Annotated in this window: 14 protein-coding genes and 3 pseudogenes; 7 read left to right on the forward strand and 10 right to left on the reverse strand. The window is 56.3% G+C overall.

All coding sequences use genetic code 11. From position 1 onward, the window contains the following. The first annotated feature begins 652 nt into the window (after positions 1–652). The 3 genes from ABVK50_RS03930 to ABVK50_RS03940 all read left to right on the forward strand — a co-directional run bounded on the left by ABVK50_RS03930 (position 653) and on the right by ABVK50_RS03940 (position 3901). Positions 653–2128, forward strand: a complete 1476-nt coding sequence (locus ABVK50_RS03930) for a coproporphyrinogen-III oxidase family protein (RefSeq protein WP_353642741.1) — start codon at positions 653–655, stop codon at positions 2126–2128. A 17-nt stretch (positions 2129–2145) separates the two neighbouring features. Beyond that, positions 2146–3339 (forward strand): hypothetical protein, encoded by a 1194-nt coding sequence (locus ABVK50_RS03935; RefSeq protein WP_353642740.1) that lies wholly within the window; start codon positions 2146–2148, stop codon positions 3337–3339. Between the two features lie 73 nt (positions 3340–3412). Next, entirely contained in the window at positions 3413–3901 is a 489-nt protein-coding gene (locus tag ABVK50_RS03940; protein ID WP_353642739.1) for a GNAT family N-acetyltransferase, read from the forward strand. 144 nt (positions 3902–4045) lie between these two features. On the opposite strand, the pseudogene ABVK50_RS03945 reads toward ABVK50_RS03940, so the two are convergent. From ABVK50_RS03945 to ABVK50_RS03975, 7 genes and pseudogenes are all read right to left on the reverse strand, one after another. After that, positions 4046–4387: pseudogene (locus tag ABVK50_RS03945) on the reverse strand (hypothetical protein). 125 nt (positions 4388–4512) lie between these two features. After that, positions 4513–5307 carry a hypothetical protein gene (locus ABVK50_RS03950; RefSeq protein ID WP_353642738.1) on the reverse strand — a complete coding sequence of 265 codons (795 nt, stop codon included), beginning with the start codon at positions 5305–5307 and terminating at the stop codon, positions 4513–4515. A gap of 275 nt (positions 5308–5582) precedes the next feature. Further along, positions 5583–6668: a cysteine protease StiP family protein gene (locus ABVK50_RS03955; protein WP_353642737.1), complete on the reverse strand. Its 1086-nt coding sequence runs from the start codon at positions 6666–6668 to the stop codon at positions 5583–5585. 105 nt (positions 6669–6773) lie between these two features. Then, positions 6774–7988, reverse strand: a complete 1215-nt coding sequence (locus tag ABVK50_RS03960) for a phosphoribosyltransferase domain-containing protein (RefSeq protein ID WP_353642736.1) — start codon at positions 7986–7988, stop codon at positions 6774–6776. 1075 nt (positions 7989–9063) lie between these two features. Next, a protein-coding gene (locus tag ABVK50_RS03965) for an IS3 family transposase (protein WP_353642735.1) occupies positions 9064–10316 on the reverse strand; the annotation gives its coding sequence in 2 pieces (ribosomal slippage) (positions 9064–9962 and positions 9962–10316; 1254 coding nt in all). Positions 10317–10845: 529 nt separating this feature from the next. Beyond that, complete coding sequence (locus tag ABVK50_RS03970; protein WP_353642734.1) at positions 10846–11703, reverse strand: sterol desaturase family protein; 858 nt, start codon at positions 11701–11703, stop codon at positions 10846–10848. Positions 11704–12375: 672 nt separating this feature from the next. After that, positions 12376–12636, reverse strand: coding sequence for a hypothetical protein (locus ABVK50_RS03975; protein WP_353647008.1), 261 nt, complete (start codon positions 12634–12636; stop codon positions 12376–12378). Between the two features lie 25 nt (positions 12637–12661). On the opposite strand from ABVK50_RS03975, the gene ABVK50_RS03980 reads away from it, so the two are divergent. Both ABVK50_RS03980 and ABVK50_RS03985 read left to right on the forward strand, forming a co-directional pair. Beyond that, entirely contained in the window at positions 12662–12841 is a 180-nt protein-coding gene (locus ABVK50_RS03980) for a hypothetical protein (protein WP_353642732.1), read from the forward strand. A gap of 434 nt (positions 12842–13275) precedes the next feature. After that, entirely contained in the window at positions 13276–13707 is a 432-nt protein-coding gene (locus ABVK50_RS03985) for a DsbA family protein (RefSeq protein WP_353642731.1), read from the forward strand. Positions 13708–14780: 1073 nt separating this feature from the next. Here ABVK50_RS03985 and ABVK50_RS03990 read toward each other — a convergent pair. Further along, positions 14781–15920 carry a TlpA disulfide reductase family protein gene (locus tag ABVK50_RS03990; RefSeq protein ID WP_353642730.1) on the reverse strand — a complete coding sequence of 380 codons (1140 nt, stop codon included), beginning with the start codon at positions 15918–15920 and terminating at the stop codon, positions 14781–14783. Between the two features lie 471 nt (positions 15921–16391). Between ABVK50_RS03990 and ABVK50_RS03995 the strand changes: the two are divergent. Then, positions 16392–16605 (forward strand): annotated as a pseudogene (locus ABVK50_RS03995) (exopolysaccharide biosynthesis protein); the annotation flags it as partial. A 168-nt stretch (positions 16606–16773) separates the two neighbouring features. Here ABVK50_RS03995 and ABVK50_RS04000 read toward each other — a convergent pair. Beyond that, a pseudogene (locus tag ABVK50_RS04000) lies at positions 16774–17018 on the reverse strand (PAS domain-containing sensor histidine kinase); the annotation flags it as partial. 435 nt (positions 17019–17453) lie between these two features. Between ABVK50_RS04000 and ABVK50_RS04005 the strand changes: the two are divergent. Beyond that, on the forward strand, positions 17454–18065 hold the full coding sequence (locus tag ABVK50_RS04005; protein WP_353646032.1) for a serine protease: 612 nt from the start codon (positions 17454–17456) through the stop codon (positions 18063–18065). A 326-nt stretch (positions 18066–18391) separates the two neighbouring features. On the opposite strand, the gene ABVK50_RS04010 is transcribed toward ABVK50_RS04005, so the two are convergent. After that, on the reverse strand, positions 18392–19249 hold the full coding sequence (locus ABVK50_RS04010; protein ID WP_353642728.1) for a sterol desaturase family protein: 858 nt from the start codon (positions 19247–19249) through the stop codon (positions 18392–18394). Positions 19250–19815 lie beyond the last annotated feature (566 nt).

Raw genomic sequence — 19815 nt, forward strand, 5'->3', positions numbered from 1 at the left:
CGGCGCTCGACGGTTCGCTTGCGCTTGCAAATGACAAACTCAGCAGGACGAGTGTTCAGACCTTTTATGTGGGTTGATGCTGACCAATGATGACACTGGTCAGTCCCATACGAACGGCAGCGCATCTTGATCGCCTTCGAATCCTGGGCTGCCTTTGCGTGCATACGGACCTAACTGTCTGCGATCTAGCGGAGATTTTGGGTCTGAGTCGCAAGCAAATGTGCGACACGTCCTGTTCAGCCGTGTCAGGTTAGAGACGGCATGTTCGAAAGCCGACGCTGAGGCGCGAGTATTCCATCGATGGGGCCACGCCGTTGCACATTGTTTTCCCGTCTTTCAAGCAAAAACCGCAAAAAGTCTTTGATGGCACGTCGATTGCAACACTGCAAAGGACCCGCGCGACCACGGCGGTCTCCTAGTTGTCCCCGCAGGAGTTCAGATGAAACTTCCTCGATTGGTCCAAATCGATTGCCATAGACGCTGCACAGTTGAGTGCGTTCCCGCCGCTTCGTCCATGTCGACTGAGAGCCACCGAATCAAGACCGCTGATCGAAATTGCACTGCTTGCCCCAAGCACAAGTCTGCGATGTAGCGCGAACGCAACTCCTATCGCGCCTTGCATTCCCACGAAAGCCAACGGAGTCCTAAAGAAATGAACGTGCCGAGCTATTCCGAGGCCCTGGAACTTGCGATCGACCGCTCGTACGACATCAATTTGGACATGTTGAGGGCGCGAAATTTGCTCCTTGACACGTACAACGACTATCTCGTCGGCACATATCCTCCTCTCAAGGCAATGGGGGATCTCGATGCCAAGCGGCTGCTGGCTCGGGTTGCGTCGTCAGTCGACCTCTATTTCCACATTCCCTTCTGTAACCAGTATTGCACCTTTTGCCACTTCGGCAAGGAAATCAATCCGTCTCCATCCCGAGTGGAGCAATATTTAGCGGCGTTAAATAAAGAGATGATGTGGTCAGACGCGGCGCTTAAGGGCAAAGTTATTGAGACCGCCTTTTTTGGAGGTGGCACCCCATCATTTTTAACCAAGCCTCAACTAAAGACGCTTTTTAACATTATTAACCAGCGATTTGATTTATCAATGTCAGAAGTAAGTTTCGAATTGCATCCCTCTCTTGTAAAGAATGTAGATGCTGCGGATCGCCTTTCGACAGTCCTTGAAGGTGGCGCAAATCGCTTCGTCCTCGGCGTTCAAACTCTAGATCCGAAAATCTTGCGCATATTGAATCGCGGGCACGGCGTAGACGAGGTGACACAAATTGTAAAATTGCTAAATGAGATGGACGTCGGGAATCTATCCCTCGATCTTATGTACGGCCTGCCCGAGCAAACGTTCCGAAGCTGGTACGACTCACTTGTCGGCTTATTGGATATGGGAATAGAGAAGTTCAACATATTCCCGTTGATGTTTAAATCGACAGACCCCATCGCCCGCCAATTAGCCAGAGGACGATATCAATTCGCTGGTTCGAAGGAGCGGATGATAATGCATTTTATGGCGGAACACATCCTCACCGCGCTCGGCTATCGGCACGGGCCGATTTTCTATTGGACTAAGAAGTTACAGCCGCACTCCGTTCAACAGTGCCGTAAATACGATTCCTGGAACGACAATAATCTTGTCCCGTTTGGGGTTAGCGGATTTGGCTACATGAGTCAGTGCCAGTTCTATAACGAAGCAAACTTGGATCGCTATCTATCCAGAGTTGAGGCGGGCGAAAAACCAGTTTGGAAAGGTGTAGTACTGTCGGAAGATGATCTAATGCGCAGAACAATAATGTTTGCCTTGCGAAGCAGCGGAGTGTTGCTATCTCGCTTCGAGCATGAATTTGGGATCTCCATAGAAAAGTACTTTGGCCGAGAGATTAACACCCTAGTGGAAGCGGGACTTGTCAGCATTTCAGAGGATGGCGTTCTTTCGTTAACTGCAGCCGGCATTATCAATTCGGGTGCTGTATCGCTGCTATTTTTTTCGGACAATGTGCTTGATCGGGTCGCGTACAACGATAGCAGGATAACAGACAAACGAACTGACCTGATCGAAAAACACGATTACTCGCCCGCGGGAAGATACGGGTCAAGTGAAGAAATGCAAGCTGTCTTTCGGTGAAGTCTGGGGGCTCGTCAATGGTCGCTAAGTCGCCCTTTTCTGTCCCGGACCAGACGTCCCATCGGGCGCAGGGGATTTTTTCTCATCTGACCGACAGCATCGATTGCCGGCAGCGAATACGCCCGCTCGGGAATGTTAGCGATTTTGTCGCCGACCAACTCCCGCACCATATCGCGGAGATCAAAGGTAGTGAACGGCCAGATGAAACGGTCAAGGCGCTTGGGCATAGCATTAACACGATGATAGCGGGAACGGACTGTGAGGCGCACCTACTGAATCTGTCGCAGTCCGAGTTTGGAGTGGCTAAGACAGACATCCAGTATCTCGTCAATTGTGCTTATCAGATGTCCGCGATTGCGGGCCTTCATCCCGTCGATGCCGAGTTAACGGTAGGAGAGCCGCTTAGGCGAATTGCACGCTTGAGCCGCCAGCGGCAGCCTAGCATTGATGTTCTCTCCTATGAAGATATGATCCTTACCAATCCGCTGGAGAGCGATCCACGAGTATATTGCCTCGGCTCAGCCGGCGTCGAGGAGCGAGATTTTTGTCTGGGTCATCAACTCATTGAGAGCGACTTACAGTCGGCAATGGACGCTCTACTTGAATTGCGTGACGCGGTGGGCGCGGATGCGGACCAGTGTCTTGCGCTGTGCGTGAAGTCCCTGGAGTCGGCGAATTATGTACTGGAGCGCTTTTATGAACATTTATCGCCTGATCTATTCGGCGAGTTTCGCATGTTCTACGGAAAAAACCCTTACAAGGATAGGCTTGGCCCAAGCGGTCGTTTCTCTGCCCGGATCGTGGCGGTCTCGGTGCTACTGATCGGTGAAGAACTCTTCCACCAGAAACCACAATTTTATAGGGATGTGTATCGGCTGTCAGAGTACTATCCGCAGGCATGCATTCACGAGGTATTCCGCTGGTTGTCACCAGACAAGGGGAGCGCGCGGCTCCAGCCAAGCTGGCTGGAAGGGGCAGCGGACTTTCCCAAGCTTGCAACCATTTCGCCCGTCCTGGAGCGCCACGGCAGTGACATCAGAAACCTGCGAGCGGCCTGTGTTTGTGCGCTGGATCGGTTTACCCGGATGCACCGCAGGACGGCATTGAAATATACGATTGAACCGGGTCGTCCAATCGTCGGAGTTGAGGCGGCGGAGAGTGTTGAGGCGGTACTTTCACAGCGGCTTTTAACGGCAGTGCATCAAAGCTAACTGCGGTACCTGCCGAACTAAAAACGTATCATGATGCCACGGACAGCGTCCGAAACCAGAAAGGTGATGGTCGATGTCTCAAGACGAAGTGATCTTTCGTCGGTTCGAGACAGGGGATGCCGATGATGTATGGCACCTGCACAGACGCGCATCTGAGACTGTTGGTGTGTGTGGTCCGCAAGGGGTGTGGGAGGATGATTTACGCAATGTCGGAAAGGTATACATTGCGTCAGGCGGAGATTTCGTAGTTGGGCATATTGGTCCCCAGCTCGTTGCTATGGGTGGATTGAAACCTGTTGACGATGATGTCGCAGAGCTGAAACGTATGCGGGTCCATCCCGCCTTTCAACGGCGAGGGCTTGGAAGGAGGATTCTTAGTGAAATGGAATCGCGAGCCGTTGCTCTGGGATTCAAGTGGATAGCGCTTGACACGACTACCGTCCAAGTAGGGGCTCAAAGAGTTTATGAGACCGCTGGCTATATTCGCTGCGCGGAAGGGATGTTGCACGGATATGCAGTGATCTTCTACAAGAAGCGGCTCACCGGCCAGGATGACTGTTGAAATTCTGCCGAGAAGTGACCCGAGAGTTTCACCGAGAACCGACCCACCATTTGTACGTTTTGAGTTTCAGGTTGAGGTCAAGTTTTGGCACCATGTTTTTAGCTTCGTAGGCGGTGCTGTGTCTTTTGAGTAGCCGGCCGATCGTTACTGCGGTGATTTTGCTTTTATGCGCGCGACGAGCTCTTCGTCCGACAAAACTGTCGAACTGTCGAGGAAGTCGTCCCACTCGTGATCGAAAGACGAGCATGGGCGAGCATTTGTCTCAACTCGTCAATCCCATTGTCAGTGAGAGCGGTGATTGCCTCATTCGTGCCATCGTAGACGCTGATGATACCGCCCTAGGAGAGTTTGTCGTCGTTGCTGACGATCGCCTGAAGGACCGAAGGAGCGAAGGAGCGAAGGAGCGAAGGAGCGAAGGAGCTCAGGATCTTCTCCAAGCTTATTCGCGACGTGGTCTATGGTGAAGACGTAGGTGATGGTAGCCATCAGGCGGCCTTGGCCATCAAAGCAAAATCACCGCTACGGCACCGCTGGTCACCCTTCGACCTGGTTGGCGAGTTGCGTCAATCGCCCGGTGCGGAGCCATGCGGTGCACATGAGTTTCCCGTCTTTCAAGCAAGGCCCGAAAAAAAAGTTTTCGGTGGCACGTTCAGCATCGCTGAAATCTGCGAGCGCGATGGCGCACCCCACCAGTCGCACAAATTGAGATAGCCGAGATCGCTTGCGCTGTCACCGAATCCGATCGCTGGCCGATCTCCAGACTCCGAGCGGATTTTCCTCAAGAGGAACTCTACTGCTCGGCGCTTTGAAACCGGCGGGGGAATGAGCGCGAAGTTGTTTCCGTTGTGATGGCGTATCCAACCCGCATCGTCGAACTCAAATTTCAGTTCCGCCAGCCTATTGCCATCACCGTTGATTTCTTTGAAGACGGCATATGTGGCCATATCCATTTCTTCAACGATCCACGAACGAACGGACATTTTGCCAGCCTCGGCTCCTTGCCGACCTATTTCAAGTACCTTGTTCAGTGCCTCCCTGTGAGGGATCAGTTCTTTAGAAATGACATCGTGCCATTCCTTCAGATGCGCACCGTCCGGTTTAAGGATGACAGCGCCGTTGGCTACAATTGCATAGCTGTTGAACGCGATCTTGACGTTCCCGTAGGCCGTGGTGCCACGTGCCGTGACGGGAATGACTTGTGACGTACTCAGCAGCCAATCGATCATCGCAACCTGCCGCGGGGTCATCATGGAATGATGTCCGTTCGAGGAGATCGCAGCTAGAGCCAGTTTGTCCTGGCTGCCTTTCGGACACTTTGCCCGCGTCTGGAACAATGTGTCATCCAGATCGGCAAACACGACTGGCTGCATGGCGGGATCTGCGGATTCGACGGGTTGATCAGGCATTGCACTCGATCCGCGATACATATTTGGAATCGGTTTCTTCAACGTGGAGAGATCCCAGGCAGATGAGTTTGGTTATGCGTTCATATCTATGCCAACCGCCTTTCGTCAAAGCGATGGTCAGCCCTGTTATAATCAAGATAGACATCTGTTTACTAACAAGAGTTGCCGTCACGACGGTCGATCAGCAAACCGGATGAATCGAAACGCCGAGCCCAAGCTCGATCCTGGTTGAATCGGATCGGAAATTTGGATCAAAGGCAATATAATCAAGTTTTCTAAACCTTCTTTATTATAGTAATGGCGCGATATGGCTGGAGTTTTGTCGGGTCGACCTGGAAAGGGATATTCTTCTCCCGGATCAGATGCCGCAGCGCTGCCAGTTCAGCGTCTTCAACGGAAGACAGGAATACAATTTGAGGCATGCGGCGCAGAATTGCCCTCGTGGCTTCCGCAATCCCTGGCTTGATCCGATTGATATTCTCGACGGCAAACTCTGCAGCAATTCGATTTATTGCCTCCCGCGATCGTCTCTGATTGCTTGACCGGTCGTTGTCCGTCCACCGCGCGGGCTCATGATTTTGGCCTAGCGCGGCGACGGCATGGGTCCATACATTGTCCACGAAAGCAGCTGAGATATCGTGGGACATCAAGTGATCCCATCTGACTGTACCGTGAAAATCTTCCGGACCTGTGACCTCCTCGTTCAGTATCGAACGGCTGATCAGCCCGGACACGGTGCTTCCGAGTATTCCCGATGGAATGAGCCAGTCTTCGCCCGAGGCCGCAAGCCACGCGCGGCCACAGGGGTCAGACAGAACCACCAGCTTTGGCGGCTGTGCAGAAAATGAATGGAAGCTCCGTTCCAGCTCAGTGGAAATAGCGCCTTTGCCGGTCCAGCCGTCAACAAACAGCAGACCTTCAATGGGCCGCCGCTCAATGATATGGCGCATTGCATTGCTGTCAATCCCGCGGTCCCGGATGATCGAAATGCCAAAGTGTTCGACGTCCTTTCCCATGCGCGACAACGCACGCTTGAGGAGAACACCCAAAGGCACCCCGGCCCGAACGAAGCTCGCCAACGTGATCGGGCCTTGAATTTGATTTGAGATAGACCGCGCGAGAGCTGCCACCTCGCGTCCCATTCTCTCAGCGCCAGCTGACATCGCTTCATAGAATATCGCCATGTAGCCGGTTTCGGGCGCGCTTTCGAGCGAAATCATTTCCGAATAATGGCGTAGGCCGGACTGTATCGCCGCTTCCTTCAATGCGAGGTCGGTTGGCTCCAAATTTACGAGCTTCAAAAGGAACCTGACATCCGTGGTGCGATACGTGCCCGAAATGAATTCACTTTCAGCCTTCAACAAAGTCCTCCCTTCCTCCGCCTCTTACCGGAGCTTGGAGCTCTGGCGTATGACTGCAACTCCAAATGCATGGTTGTATGACGATTAATTCTTGGTGAAAATGACTTACTGCGGAATTACTACGGTTGCCGGTGCCAAGAACTCTGTAAGTATAGGACTTATCGTCTCTTTATTCGTCTCGGAGCAAAGGAGGACCTTGGCGTAGTCTGACGGCTCAACATTGTACAGATAATTTAACACATGGCCGCCGTAATTGTCCTCAAATGCAATTTTTTTTACAATCGTATGACCCACCGAAATCGGCGATCGGGTAACGGATGAGTAGTGGACGTCAGCACCTTCCATCTCCAATTTTTCCGCGAGCAGGAACGGCTGCCAAACATACTCTCCTGTACCAAGAACAAGGGTCGCACCCGACGCTGCCGCCGCAGCCTGCAGTTGGTGGCTGTGCCGGGAGACACCCAGCCGCGCCCAGTCGAAACGCTTGTCGGGCGAAGTGACTCTGCCCCTTTTTGTCTTAACTGTTGGCACTTCCGGCGCGTCGATGTTCAGACCGTTTGCATCCCAGCGATACCGCCCGGATAGAATTGATGCGCGCTCCACGTTGGCTGCGATCATCTGTTCGGCAGCACCATCTGACCAATCGGTGAGGGTAACGAGTACCGTATTGCGAAGATTCGACCTGATGCTGGCAGGCAGAGCTGCGAACAAATTGCCAAATGTTTTTCCGGTCGACGCCTCATCGTCAATCAATACAAGTGTTTGGGCGTCCTTGACCCTCGAGACCAGACTTGGCGCGAGCGGCCAGTGTAAGAGATGGCTCGTGGCGTGACTGTGCTCCTCCTCGAAACCGCACATTAGGGGCAACCCAAGTGCATGTCTGGTAGTGCAAATATAAGCGGTATCGTCCCGGTCATTTTGTTCTGAATATTGTTGATGTACGCCCGCACCCAGCCCGACAGCAGTTTCGGCCATTCCTATGAACAGGATTGGCCCTTCGAGATCGGGTGAAATTTGGTCGGCCAGAAGTTTGTACGTCTTTCGCATCACGGAAGGCCGCACGGGAATGTGACGTCCGAGCACCTTGGAAACGAACAGGAATGACCGTTTGGGATTGATGCGCTCCGCGAACCCGAACATTGCATCGGGGGGTATTAGGCTGCGATCGACTTCAACCGATATGGTTCCGCGGGCGAGTTCGGCAGAAAGGTATTTTTGTAAGGGCATTGTTGAAAAACGTCCACCCGAGTAGCTAATGATTTGGCTCCGTTGTCGCGGGAACCTTCTTGTGAGCAGGCGCTGAGGTAGACGCAGGTTCATGCATACCAGCTACAAACTCCAGCGCTTTACCGCCGAGATTGTCCCTGCGGGTGGCTTTATTGCCGGTTCGATTTGAGCCTGCGGGTGTCGAGGAATCTGAGCGCGGGACATCGTCGTCTGGGAAACGATCCGCCGGTGGAGAACAAGCTCGGCCCCGGCTACGTTCGACGCGCACAAGCGGCCAGCTCGAATAATGTTGGCACCTACACGAACCCCTCATCACCTCCTCGGCAAGAAAATTTGGTTATGGCGGGCTGTCGAGCAAGACAGACACGTTCTCGGCGGGATCGTCCAGAGCCGCCACAAATCATCAAGGCCGCCAGGCGGTTGCTCACCAGCGCCCTGGCGCCAAAGCACGTTCCCGTGGAGCGGCGAAACGGCAGGTCGGAGCACCGCGCCCATAGGGCATCAATAACAGAGCCGAGAATTCCCACGCGCCCGCTGCGAAAAGGTCAATTCAGTGCTCTGGCCGATTGCCATCGTCACCTCCGTTGGTTGGGGTAAAGCCGTCACAACGGCTTCCCAAAATTGATGCAAGTGACGTGCCATCCTGAGGACTTTGCTGCGCGCCGATACTCAAGTTGGGCCGCGCACCTTGGCATCGCGCTCTTCCTTCTTTTTGCTTTGAGGGCTGCGAACGAAATGCAAAACGTTTCACGATGGCGCGTTTGTTCGATAGTCGACAGTTTGGATCAATAGCGACAGTTTGTTTGCATAGGATCGACACACCATATGGCCGGCACCGGTCGGCCGCCTCAGTGTGTCAAGCGAAATCACGGAGTGGCACCGGCGCGCGTGCTGCCGCCCGAGCCGCCTCGACGAGCGTGCCGCGGGCATGTCCACGGCCCTATTTCCTGAGCCGCCGTTGGTAATCGAGCCCTGGCCCGCACTGCCTGACGCTGGGAGCAAAGCTCACAAGGTGGCTGGTCGAGCGGGACACGTTGCCGCCGATCGTGCCCTTCGTCGCCAACCGCCACAGTCATGTCGACACCGGCGACAGTCATCAGCCGTTTTACGCCGCAAGATCGCGCTCGATGGAGTGCACCCCGTTTGACCGGACAGGTGGCGGGCTGCATTAAGCACCAGCGGCCTTTGCCCTGAACTCGCGCGGCGAGAGGAAGCGCAAGCCGGAGTGCGGGTGGATTTCATTGTAATCGTCGAACCATTTCGGCAGCAAGGCCAGGACGGTTTCGGCGTCTGGCAGAATGACGTTGCGGGCGTAATCACGCTTCAGGGTTTTGACGAAGGCCTCGGAGATGCCATTGCTCTGCGGCGAGCGGACAGGGGTGAAGGCCAGTCGCAAGCCCAGCGCCGCCGCGGTAGTCGCCGTTTCCCGAGTGATGTAGGCGCTACCGTTGTCGGACAGCCATTCCACCGGATGCGGCGTCCTGGCGTCGCCGAAGCGCTGCTCGACGGCCTCGACCATCAGATCGCGCACCATCTCGCCCGAGACGCCGGCATGGGCGACGGCCGACCAGGCGATGATCTCACGGTCACAGGCATCGATGACGAACAGCACCCGCACGATCTCGCCGTTGCGGCATTTGAGTTCGAGATGATCCGAGCACCAGCGGATGTTGGAACGCAGGGCAATGACGACGCCGTCATGGGTGCGGGCCGGGCGATAGGCGGTATGGCGCGTCAGCACGAGACCGTTAACCTGCATGATGCGCAGCACCCGCTTGGCGTTGACAGGCGGCAGGTCCTGAATGCGCCTCTCGCGGTTGAGCAGAGCCGTGATGCGGCGATAGCCATAGGTCGGCCGTTGATCGACCAGCCTGCGAATTGCGGGCAGCACGGCCACATCTTCAGCCTTGGTGTAGGGCTTACGCGTCGCCGGGCTTTCGAGAGGGCGTTTCTTAGCCTGCTCGACGAGGTTGGAGCGGGAGACGCCGAGCGTGTCAGCGACCATCTTCACCGCGAACCGTCCTGGTCGAATGAGGCGAGCCGCAACGCTGGCTTTTTGGGGGCGACGAGATCGAGCGCCTCCTTGAGGATCTCGACCTCCATGGTCTTCTTGCCCAGCATGCGCTCCAGATCGCGCACACGTTTCTCGAGTTCGCGCACACGACCTGCGCCAACAACATCGTCGTCGGCCTGAACGGCGGTCGCACCGCCTTCGAGCATACGGCGCTTCCAGGCAAAGAGCTGGCTAGGCGCAATGCCGGCACGGCGTGCCACATAGGACACCGACATACCGGGCTGCATGGCCTCTTCGACGAGGCGCACTTTTTCGGCTGTCGTCCAGCGCCGTCGGCGCTGGACCGAAGTGATCACTTCAACACGAGGCGAAGGAGAGAACGGATCAGAAGTCATAGTCATAATCATAGGCGTATGCCTATGCCTTATCGGCTATGCCACCTGTCCGGTCAAAACAGGGTGCGCTCCACTCGATGACTGGGCAGGAGCTGTTGTCACGGTAACTTCTAGTGAAGAGGCCTGCGGTAGATGCCGACTGCGCTCGCTCGCACGGAAGACGTGAACAATGCCGCAGACCGGTTATGTGGCGCGCGCAATCTGCGAACCCCTGCAATCAGGTGCTTCAGATGCCGCCCATGCAAAGGTTGCGAGATCTTCTGTTGGTAGTCCGCTCAGCCGGATGTCATCGTCGGATCTTCATCGCCCGCGTTAGGCATCACTGGTTACTCCGGGGCCAGTTCCGCGCACGAGACTCATAGAGTCACAGCCGTCTGCGAGTTCCAGGCAGGTCTGCAAAACTTCGCTGTGCCTGAATGCCTTCGAGGAGCATTGCCCACCTGTGGTAGTTCCAGTTCGTCTCCGGTAAGGCCAGCGCCAATGATCCGTCCCTTCCAGGTCCAGTTTGACGGGCCTCGACAATCGAATTCGACCCGGTCGATTAATCTCCAGCTTCTACACCACTTGCGACTTTAGCTCTACGCCAGCGACGTCGATCAAATGGGAACATAACATAGTCGCGCACGGTGAGCGGCTCGGGCTGGTCTCGGAGGCCAACTTCCGGCCACTCGTTCTTTTTTGGCCAGTATGCCGTTCGAAAAATCGTGTCCCAGATAGTTGTAAAGAACCCGTAGTTTCGGTGCCGGTGATTCGGTTCCAACGAGTGGTGAATGCGATGGAACTTATTGTCGCCAATGATATATCGAAACGGTCCAAGGTTGATGCGGGTGCTAGAGTGTGAAAGATGGGCCTGAAAAGTAATCAGCGTCATGGCAACAGCGGGCACTACGCCAGATTCGAAGTGGAACAGCGCGAGTGGTAGTGCCACTAACCCTGCGTAAACGATTGGCTCGGAAATGTGATGATGGCAATTCCATGCCGTCAGTTCGCGGATCGAGTGGTGAGTAGCGTGCAAGCGCCAGAGGAATGGAACAGCATGCTGAGCGCGGTGCATCCAGTAGTAGAAGAAGTCGCCGGCAATCGCGACCAAAACGCCTGAAAGGACGGCCAATCCATTATTAATGATTGCGTTATCAGAGTGAAGCAACGCTCCGAAATCGATCGTTACGAACGGCTTTATCCCTAACCAGCCCAAGCTCAAAGCGTAGAAGTGCCAGATAAAGGCACCGCATCCTAGGCGAATTATCCAATTTCGAACGCCGCGAACGTATGAGGCAAAACTGTATCGATAAGCCGGAAAGAGTAGCTCGAGCGCGGCGCAAACGGTTGCGAAGATTACAACCAGCTTAAACGATTCCACGAAAATCTTGGTTATCTGGTTAACATCGAGAACGTGCATTTGTTTGCTCCGAATCGTTCAAAAGCTCCAACCTCAGGTCGGAGTGACTCCCATGAACGCAGTCGTCTTCGCCACGAGGGCGAGACCAATGTTGTTAGTCTCCAGCGTAGCCCTAAACTCGAGTCGGCATCCGGACCGATATCCGCGCAGAAATCACGAATTGCGCAGCGGCGCACTGCAGGGATGTGCTATGCAGAATTTTCATAAATCGGTAAAATTAGTTGTTTGGATAACGCCCATCCATGTCCCAAATGGTTGGAGGAGCCCACTATGCGCCATGCTGGCGAAAACCAGATGAAGCGACGGCCGGGTGAGCGACGCGCCGGGCCGAAGCTCGAGCTTGTACTCTCGCGACCGATCGTCTCGCCGGCATGATCCAGGAGATGCCAAAGGTCTACAAGCAGGTGCCCTCAACGTCATCAGCGAGCTCGGCCTGCGCAAATTGACGGCAGCGAACTTATTGGGCGTGGAGGTGATTGAGACTGGGCTCGTCTGGACGCGCGGCCTCCATTTGAAGGAGCGCGAACGAATAGATGACTGACAAGGCAAGATTATTAATCATTTTGTGCCATCGACAGGCGCGGCGGATTATGACGGAAATACTTGCGAGAAGCGCCGCCATGATTCATCCTGCTGAGGATAAATTCTTCGCCCGAAATCGCCCGCATGGCTTCATGCCACGCTGCCCGGCACCGCCGCGGCCGCGTCGATCGTTCCGGCGAATTGGTTGCACCCGTTCCCGACGCGCAAAGCCTTGCCGTAGAGGGTTTTGAGGACGTCGCGATCGCAGCCGGCGCCGCCATCGGCGCTCTCACCATCGTCATGACGAGTGGCTGGAGGGCCGGATGCGCCGTGGTCCAAGGGGGCGGTAACCATCTGAACGTCGGCATGAGCACATTGTGGCAGCCAGACGAGACCTTCTTCGATCTGCATACGCGACAAGGAAGTAGCCACCGCAATGCCGGCGCACATCGCTGGAACGCAGGTCGCCGACGCCAATGTCCCGGAGAGGGTGAAGACGCAAAAGCAGATCCTGCGCGTCTTGTCCGAAGGCCAAATGAGGCGCTCGAAGCTAGCCGCCTGGATGGCGGTTCCGGCCCGCACCTATGCCGATCGCGGCGGCTTTCCGGACCGCTGACCAGTGGGCCGAGGCCGCGCCGCTGTTTGCGCCGCCAACCGCTGAATGAGCGGACAGGGCAGGGCGGCGGGGATTCCGCCGCCGGTCCCGCCGCCCGTCGCCGAGTTGACTGTGCGGGTATTCGCCAGCAGAGAGTGCTGGGATCCGCGCAAGCGCGGCGCGCGAGGCCCTTATGAATCCCCGAACGTGCGCGTTTGTCGACGCTGTTGCAATTGGCACGGATTTTGCATAAAGGCCCTTGGAGCGTTCGACCGGAGCGCAGCGACGGGAGATGCCCGGGAGGGGGAACCCACCATGATCCGGTCAGGAGACAGTAAGTTGCTACTTGTGACCTGCAAACCGCCGCGCGAGCCCCGCGGCCCGCAAGCCCTCTTTGGCGTCAAAAAAGGCCAGCCGTTGCTGCCCTGCCGTTCACTGTTGATTGGACCTGACCCATGCCTGAACAAAAAACCCGCCTTATCGGTATTTTAGTCCTGGCCCTTGCCGGGATTGTAGCGCAACATCCGGTTGTCAAAAACTACCTGCACCATTGGAAACCGGGTTTAAAATTCGCCGCAAAGGCGGCGCTCGCCGCCCGCAAACAGGGAAAATTCGAGGCGCTTCATCACGGCCTTTTGGCTGCTCGCGGTCAGCACAGCGAATCGTCCGTCTTGACTATCGCACGACAGGTGGGCCTCGACGTTGAGAGGCTCAAGCAGGACATGGAAGATCCCGCCATCGAAGACGCCCTCAAGCGCACTCGCGCGCTCGCCAAGGAGCTGTACATCACCGGCACGCCGGCCTTGGTTCTCGGCGACGAAGTGATCGCAGGGGTGCCCGCGATTCCCACGCTGGAGCGCTTAATCGCCAAAGCGCGGGAAAGCTAAGCGTCGATACCGCGCCGGATCACCAACGTCGGCATTTTTGACAGTGGTGACGGCCGGTGCAATCCCGATCTCCGGCGATGAGTGCCGCGTCTCGCGCCGGGCCAAATCGCTTGTATGGCCCGGCAACGCGGTAGTGGGCGCGCACCACGCCGTTCCATCGGCAGCGTGCAGTCGCGCATTCAGCGGCGCTTTCCTCAACCTCGTCGAATCGCACAGCTCGGCACCCGTTCGGCGGCGTTGGTGTTCCCGTCCTTCTGCCAGCGTTTTTTCACCGAAAGCCTCGCCAACGGGAAAGGCATGAAGCGCGCCGGACGCGTGCTTCAGATCGCGGCCGGCGTGACGATGATCGTCATGGGTTTTCGCCTACTGGGGATACTACAAGTCCTCATTGTCAGCAGAATCGGTCGACGCGCTACGCCGTCGGCGCCAAGCTCGCCACGCGCTGGACAGCATGGCCCTTGGCGTGCTGACAACCCGCGGCCGTTGCAAGACGTCCCGGCCGGATAGGCGAAAATGGCGTTGGCCGCCATCCCATGCACCTCCAGCATTTCATTCAGGGCCGAGGCCTCGGTCGGCTCATTGAGGATCACGGCAGCCGGTTGCTGCTTGTCAGCTTGGCGTTTCCCTGGCCAAGCTGCCATGCCGTGAGCCCGACACCTCATTGATCGAGTGGTTGAGGCTGGCGCCGGTGTCCGGAATTGAAAGCCCTGATATCGATTGCGCGGCAGGCGACCCCGTTGATCGCCGGCGAACGCATGCGTGGGCGGGGGCACCACATCGGCAAAGGCATGCCGCCAGCCAAGCCATCCCTTGTGGCTTGCCATGCCGCCCAAGATCGAATTCGCTACCGGCATGAAGTCGCAGGCGTGAGGGTTCAAAGGAGGCAAGCCCGTCGCTCAGCTCATAGCCTAGCCAAAGACCCGCGCCGTGCGGGTCGTAGGCGGCCGCCGTCCCTTCGGATATGGCCCAGAAGATCGGGGCCAGGCGATTTGGCAAGCCGGGCGGGGTTTTGCGCCGTTCACATCAAAACTCGTCCGCCCGGCCAATTCTGTTCCCCACATCAAACCTGACGGTCAGCCGCAAACGGTATACCAGCTGTCGAATCGGCGTGGAGCCACACAGAGACCGCCGTAACAAACCTTCTCACCCTTGTAGTTGGCCAGAGCCTGTAGCAACTCCGGCAAAAGGTGCTGTTTAACTGCGTTCGCGTCAGGGTCCGGACCGTCCAGCGACTTCAGTGCCAGCTCGATCAACTCGATCGCCCGATCTTTGTTGCCGCTCTCATGATAGTACCGAGCGACGGCCGGATAAGAGAACTTAAGGCCTTCGCCTTGCGGGGGATTCAGTGCCAGGATGTGTTCGGACAGCTGTTTGCCCATCGCCAACCGCTCAGCAGACGGAAAGTGCGAACCGCCAAAGTTCGGATGGAAGAGTTGATCTAGCGCCGCAATCATCCAATCCTCGGAGTTTCTGTTGATCGCGTCGCGAACGAATTGGCGCATGACGGGCAAGCCGGCCTGCATGTCGCGCATTTTGTTAAGCAACAGATTCACATGAGACCGGCGAAAACCGAGCTTGTCCGGCAACAAGGCGATGCCTTCTTCGATCGCCGAGAGCGCCGTCTTCCAATCCTTTTTCTCCACCGCCGCCCTATATCTATCATCGATCGGCTTCTTCAGCGCTTGTTCGCGCGCTATGGGTTCGTCTTCCGCAATCCGCTTCGTATCGGCGGCTTTCGCTTGCTCGCTGGTGCGCCAGCTGCCGCCAAGCACTTTCGGCAAAATGTCATCGAGTTGCGTCGGAGAACCGATAAAGGCGATGTGGCCGTCTCGATCGACCACGAACGAGGTCGGAATCCCGACAGAAAAGCTGGGCTCCATCCAAAGCTTGTCCATTTCGCCTGTTGAGTCGAACGCGATCCGATAATTCAGGTTCGGGAACTTTTCGGTCAACCACGCGTCCAACTTGCTTCGGGCCTCATCGGCCGTTGGAGCGTTTTCAGAAGCCGCGACTCCGACGATCTCGACCCCGCTGTCCCTGTACTTCTCCTGCAGCTGCATCAGATGCGGCATCCCGTCCACACATGGTCCGCACCACGTTGCCCAAAATTCGACGATATACACTTTGCCGGGCTCGAAGCTCGTGAGGGGCTCGCCACGCAGCCAGTTCTCGACCATAATCGAAGGCGCCGGGGACTCGATCTGCAGTACCATGTTGCGCTCCAAAGTTTGCTTTCTGCGCGAGTTTGTTCCCGCTCAGAGACAGCACACGGGTTCAGGGGAGAGAGAGCGTCGCTCGTCTGCCCCCATCGCGTGCAGTCAGCAACAAATGTGCAATAGCCGTGCCAGCGCGCTCAGCGCCAGTAGCGCCTGATTGCTTGGAAAAACCTCCGCAGTGCCCAGATGGCCGGTCGTAATGAACCTGACACTTTTGCCAATCCTTGTTCCGAACCTGACATTTTGTCTGCCCTCTGTCAGCTTTTGGACATTCATCGCCCGTGCTTCGCGCCGGAGGCTGAGGAGCGATTAGCGACGGCCTTGTGGAAACGCTTCCCGGCCAGGCCGCAGTTTTTCAAGCGACACGGGAAGATTGGCAGCTGTTGGGCACCGCCGTGTCTCGCGGACACGATCCGTCGGTGTTCGGGAGTGCGTACTTCCAGACGGCGGAATCCGGGCCATCTGGCTGGGGAAATGGCCTACCTCCAGAATCGATACGGCAAGCGCCCGGTTTACGTTTCGCGAATTGACAATTCCTCGCTCGAGGATCTTGAACGCGTCATGCCGACAGGCCCGATCTTCATCCATGGCGGCGGCAATTTCGGCGACATCTGGGGTGCGCATCATGAGTTTCCGCGAGCGCGTGCTCGAGCGCTTCCCCGAGCGTCAAGTTATCCAGTTTCTTTCATCCCGCCATCAATGAGAAACTCAAGCAGCTTGCCGGGACGGCGACGTTCATCGATCCGTTGCGGCTATGCGAGGGGATCATGTGTCCATATCGCGAGCAAGGCTTGTACTTATACACCGGCGGCGGCAAACCCAAGGAGGCCTTGGGCAAGCCCGGCCGGCCGAACACTTGGCCGATATGGTCAATTTCCCGCGCGACGATGCGGTTGGCGAGCTCGAACAGGTCACCGTCGTCTTCGTGGATGATCTCGTCGACCTCGCCGAAGGACAGCATGGTGTCGCAACGCCGGTAGCCGAGCATGTCATCCATGGTGCGCGACCAATACCTCTTGCCGCGCACCATGTCCCAGTCCCACGGGCCGCAGCGCCCGCGCGCAAGCGCAAGGTCGATGCGCCGAGGGCATCGAGGCGGGCCGCATCCGAAGGACGAAGCGAGTGCAAGGGACCGAACTCAGCGTGTTTGATTTCCCGCAAAAAGCTGGGCGTCCGTTGGGCAAAATGGGGCTATATCCGAGATGAAGGGTTGCTGCCTAACAAGTGAGATGGCAAGGAGGGCGTGTCTTAGCATTTCACCTTCCCCAACGGCACTCGGCCGTACATATGTAAAGCAAAATAGTAAGAGGAAACCGATGCGGCCGATCACCCGTCCTATCCTGTGCGCGCTCGCTATCCTTGTTGGTGGACAACACGCCCATGCTCGAGAGCTAACGTGCCAGGGCTCGTCACCGCTGGAGCCAACGATTTCTTTTGGAGAGAAAATCGTGGATGGCGAGCCGACCACGATCGAATAGCATCCTTGGCAGGTCTTACTCCTTACTGGGATTAACGGGGATGTCTTCTGCGGTGGATCGGCGATCGGAAAGCGATGGATCGTCACAGCGGCGCACTGTTTGGCGGATCAAAACACACGTCGAGGTCAAGGTAGGCGCTGCAGATTACGATGGTGGCGTTTCGTTAGAGGTAAAGAATTTCGTTGTTCACCCAGACTATAACCCGGAGACATGTGAACATGACGTGGCGCTGGTGCTGGTGGACAATACGCAACCCGCAGCGGTCATCCCCCTTGCTACCGCCAGTACGCAAATTGCTATTGGCGAGAACCTTACTGTGACGGGTTGGGGAGACACGTTAGAAGGTGCAAATGAACGATCAGACCAGCTCCTAAAGGGCACCGTTCCGTACGTAGTCAACGAGACGTGCAATGGTCCGGAGTCATATAATGGGGAGGTCCTTCCTGGGATGATCTGCGCCGGAAGCGCCAGCGGCGGGACCGATGCTTGCCCAGGGGACAGTGGAGGTCCTCTGACCAAAGGCAATAACCCAGATAACGCCATCTTGGTTGGAATTGTATCCAGTGGGAAGGGTTGCGGACGGCGCCTGAAGTACGGTGTATATACGCGCGTGTCGTCTGAGCGCGAGTGGATCATGAAGGTGATGTCAAAATTCGGTGACTGAGGCGGCGAGTCGGGGATGCGTGCAGGATGGAAATTTCACGCTGCTGCGTCTATCCGGCATCAAACATGTCCTCCGTGATCCGGATGCGCGGCGGCTGGAGGCGGCCCTGGTGCAGCAGCCATCGGTGACCGCGTCATCTTGGCGAGAGCTTCAGACCAAGGAAACCGTCAAGGCGGTCGCCCAATAACCCCTCCTGCCGCCGCGAGGCGCGGCCTTGAGCTGGCGCGCCTTTCAAAGAACGGCGCCTCCTCACCGAGGCGTCACCCGAACCTTAAAAAGGGATCCTATGAGCCTGGAATACGAGAATGACTGCGCTCTCCATGCAATTAATTTCCAGCCTCTGCACCACTTCCGACTTTAGCTCTACGCCAGCGACGTCGATCAAATGGGAACATAACATAGTCGCGCACGGTGAGCGGCTCGGGCTGGTCTCGGAGGCCAACTTCCGGCCACTCGTTCTTTTTTGGCCAGTATGCCGTTCGAAAAATCGTGTCCCAGATAGTTGTAAAGGACCCGTAGTTTCGGTGCCAGTGATGCGGTTCAAACGAGTGGTGAATGCGATGGAACTTATTGTCGCCAATGATATATCGAAACGGTCCAAGATTGATGCGGGTGCTAGAGTGTAAAAGATGGGTCTGAAAAGTAATCAGCGTCATGGCAACAGCGGGCACTACGCCAGATTCGAAGTGGAACAGCGCGAGTGGTAGTGCCACTAACCCTGCGTAAACGATTGGCTCGGAAATGTGATGATGGCAATTCCATGCCGTCAGTTCGCGGATCGAGTGGTGAGTAGCGTGCAAGCGCCAGAGGAATGGAACAGCATGCTGAGCGCGGTGCATCCAGTAGTAGAAGAAGTCGCCGGCAATCGCGACCAAAACGCCTGAAAGGACGGCCAATCCATTATTAATGATTGCGTTATCAGAGTGAAGCAACGCTCCGAAATCGATCGTTACGAACGGCTTTATCCCTAACCAGCCCAAGCTCAAAGCGTAGAAGTGCCAGATAAAGGCACCGCATCCTAGGCGAATTATCCAATTTCGAACGCCGCGAACGTATGAGGCAAAACTGTATCGATAAGCCGGAAAGAGTAGCTCGAGCGCGGCGCAAACGGTTGCGAAGATTACAACCAGCTTAAACGATTCCACGAAAATCTTGGTTATCTGGTTAACATCGAGAACGTGCATTTGTTTGCTCCGAATCGTTCAAAAGCTCCAACCTCAGGTCGGAGTGACTCCCATGAACGCAGTCGTCTTCGCCACGAGGGCGAGACCAATGTTGTTAGTCTCCAGCGTAGCCCTAAACTCGAGTCGGCATCCGGACCGATATCCGCGCAGAAATCACGAATTGCGCAGCGGCGCACTGCAGGGATGTGCTATGCAGAATTTTCATAAATCGGTAAAATTAGTTGTTTGGATAACGCCCATCCATGTCCCAAATGGTTGGAGGAGCCCACTATGCGCCATGCTGGCGAAAACCAGATGAAGCGACGGCCGGGTGAGCGACGCGCCGGGCCGAAGCTCGAGCTTGTACTCTCGCGACCGATCGTCTCGCCGGCATGATCCAGGAGATGCCAAAGGTCTACAAGCAGGTGCCCTCAACGTCATCAGCGAGCTCGGCCTGCGCAAATTGACTGCAGCGAACTTATTGGGCGTGGAGGTGATTGAGACTGGACTCGTCTGGACGCGCGGCCTCCATTTGAAGGAGCGCGAACGAATAGATGACTGACAAGGCGCGGCGGTTAGTGGGTAAA

Source organism: Mesorhizobium sp. WSM2240, assembly GCF_040438645.1.
Classification (GTDB): Bacteria; Pseudomonadota; Alphaproteobacteria; order Rhizobiales; family Rhizobiaceae; genus Allomesorhizobium.

Excerpts from the sequence above, each read along its gene's own strand:
- ABVK50_RS03930 (WP_353642741.1), top strand. The coding sequence starts at position 653 with ATGAACGTGCCGAGCTATTCCGAGGCCCTGGAACTTGCGATCGACCGC.
- ABVK50_RS03935 (WP_353642740.1), top strand. The coding sequence starts at position 2,146 with ATGGTCGCTAAGTCGCCCTTTTCTGTCCCGGACCAGACGTCCCATCGG.
- ABVK50_RS03940 (WP_353642739.1), top strand. The coding sequence starts at position 3,413 with ATGTCTCAAGACGAAGTGATCTTTCGTCGGTTCGAGACAGGGGATGCC.
- ABVK50_RS03950 (WP_353642738.1), bottom strand. The coding sequence starts at position 5,307 with ATGCCTGATCAACCCGTCGAATCCGCAGATCCCGCCATGCAGCCAGTC.
- ABVK50_RS03960 (WP_353642736.1), bottom strand. The coding sequence starts at position 7,988 with ATGAACCTGCGTCTACCTCAGCGCCTGCTCACAAGAAGGTTCCCGCGA.
- ABVK50_RS03970 (WP_353642734.1), bottom strand. The coding sequence starts at position 11,703 with ATGCACGTTCTCGATGTTAACCAGATAACCAAGATTTTCGTGGAATCG.
- ABVK50_RS03975 (WP_353647008.1), bottom strand. The coding sequence starts at position 12,636 with ATGCAGATCGAAGAAGGTCTCGTCTGGCTGCCACAATGTGCTCATGCC.
- ABVK50_RS03980 (WP_353642732.1), top strand. The coding sequence starts at position 12,662 with ATGCCGGCGCACATCGCTGGAACGCAGGTCGCCGACGCCAATGTCCCG.
- ABVK50_RS03985 (WP_353642731.1), top strand. The coding sequence starts at position 13,276 with ATGCCTGAACAAAAAACCCGCCTTATCGGTATTTTAGTCCTGGCCCTT.
- ABVK50_RS03990 (WP_353642730.1), bottom strand. The coding sequence starts at position 15,920 with ATGGTACTGCAGATCGAGTCCCCGGCGCCTTCGATTATGGTCGAGAAC.
- ABVK50_RS04010 (WP_353642728.1), bottom strand. The coding sequence starts at position 19,249 with ATGCACGTTCTCGATGTTAACCAGATAACCAAGATTTTCGTGGAATCG.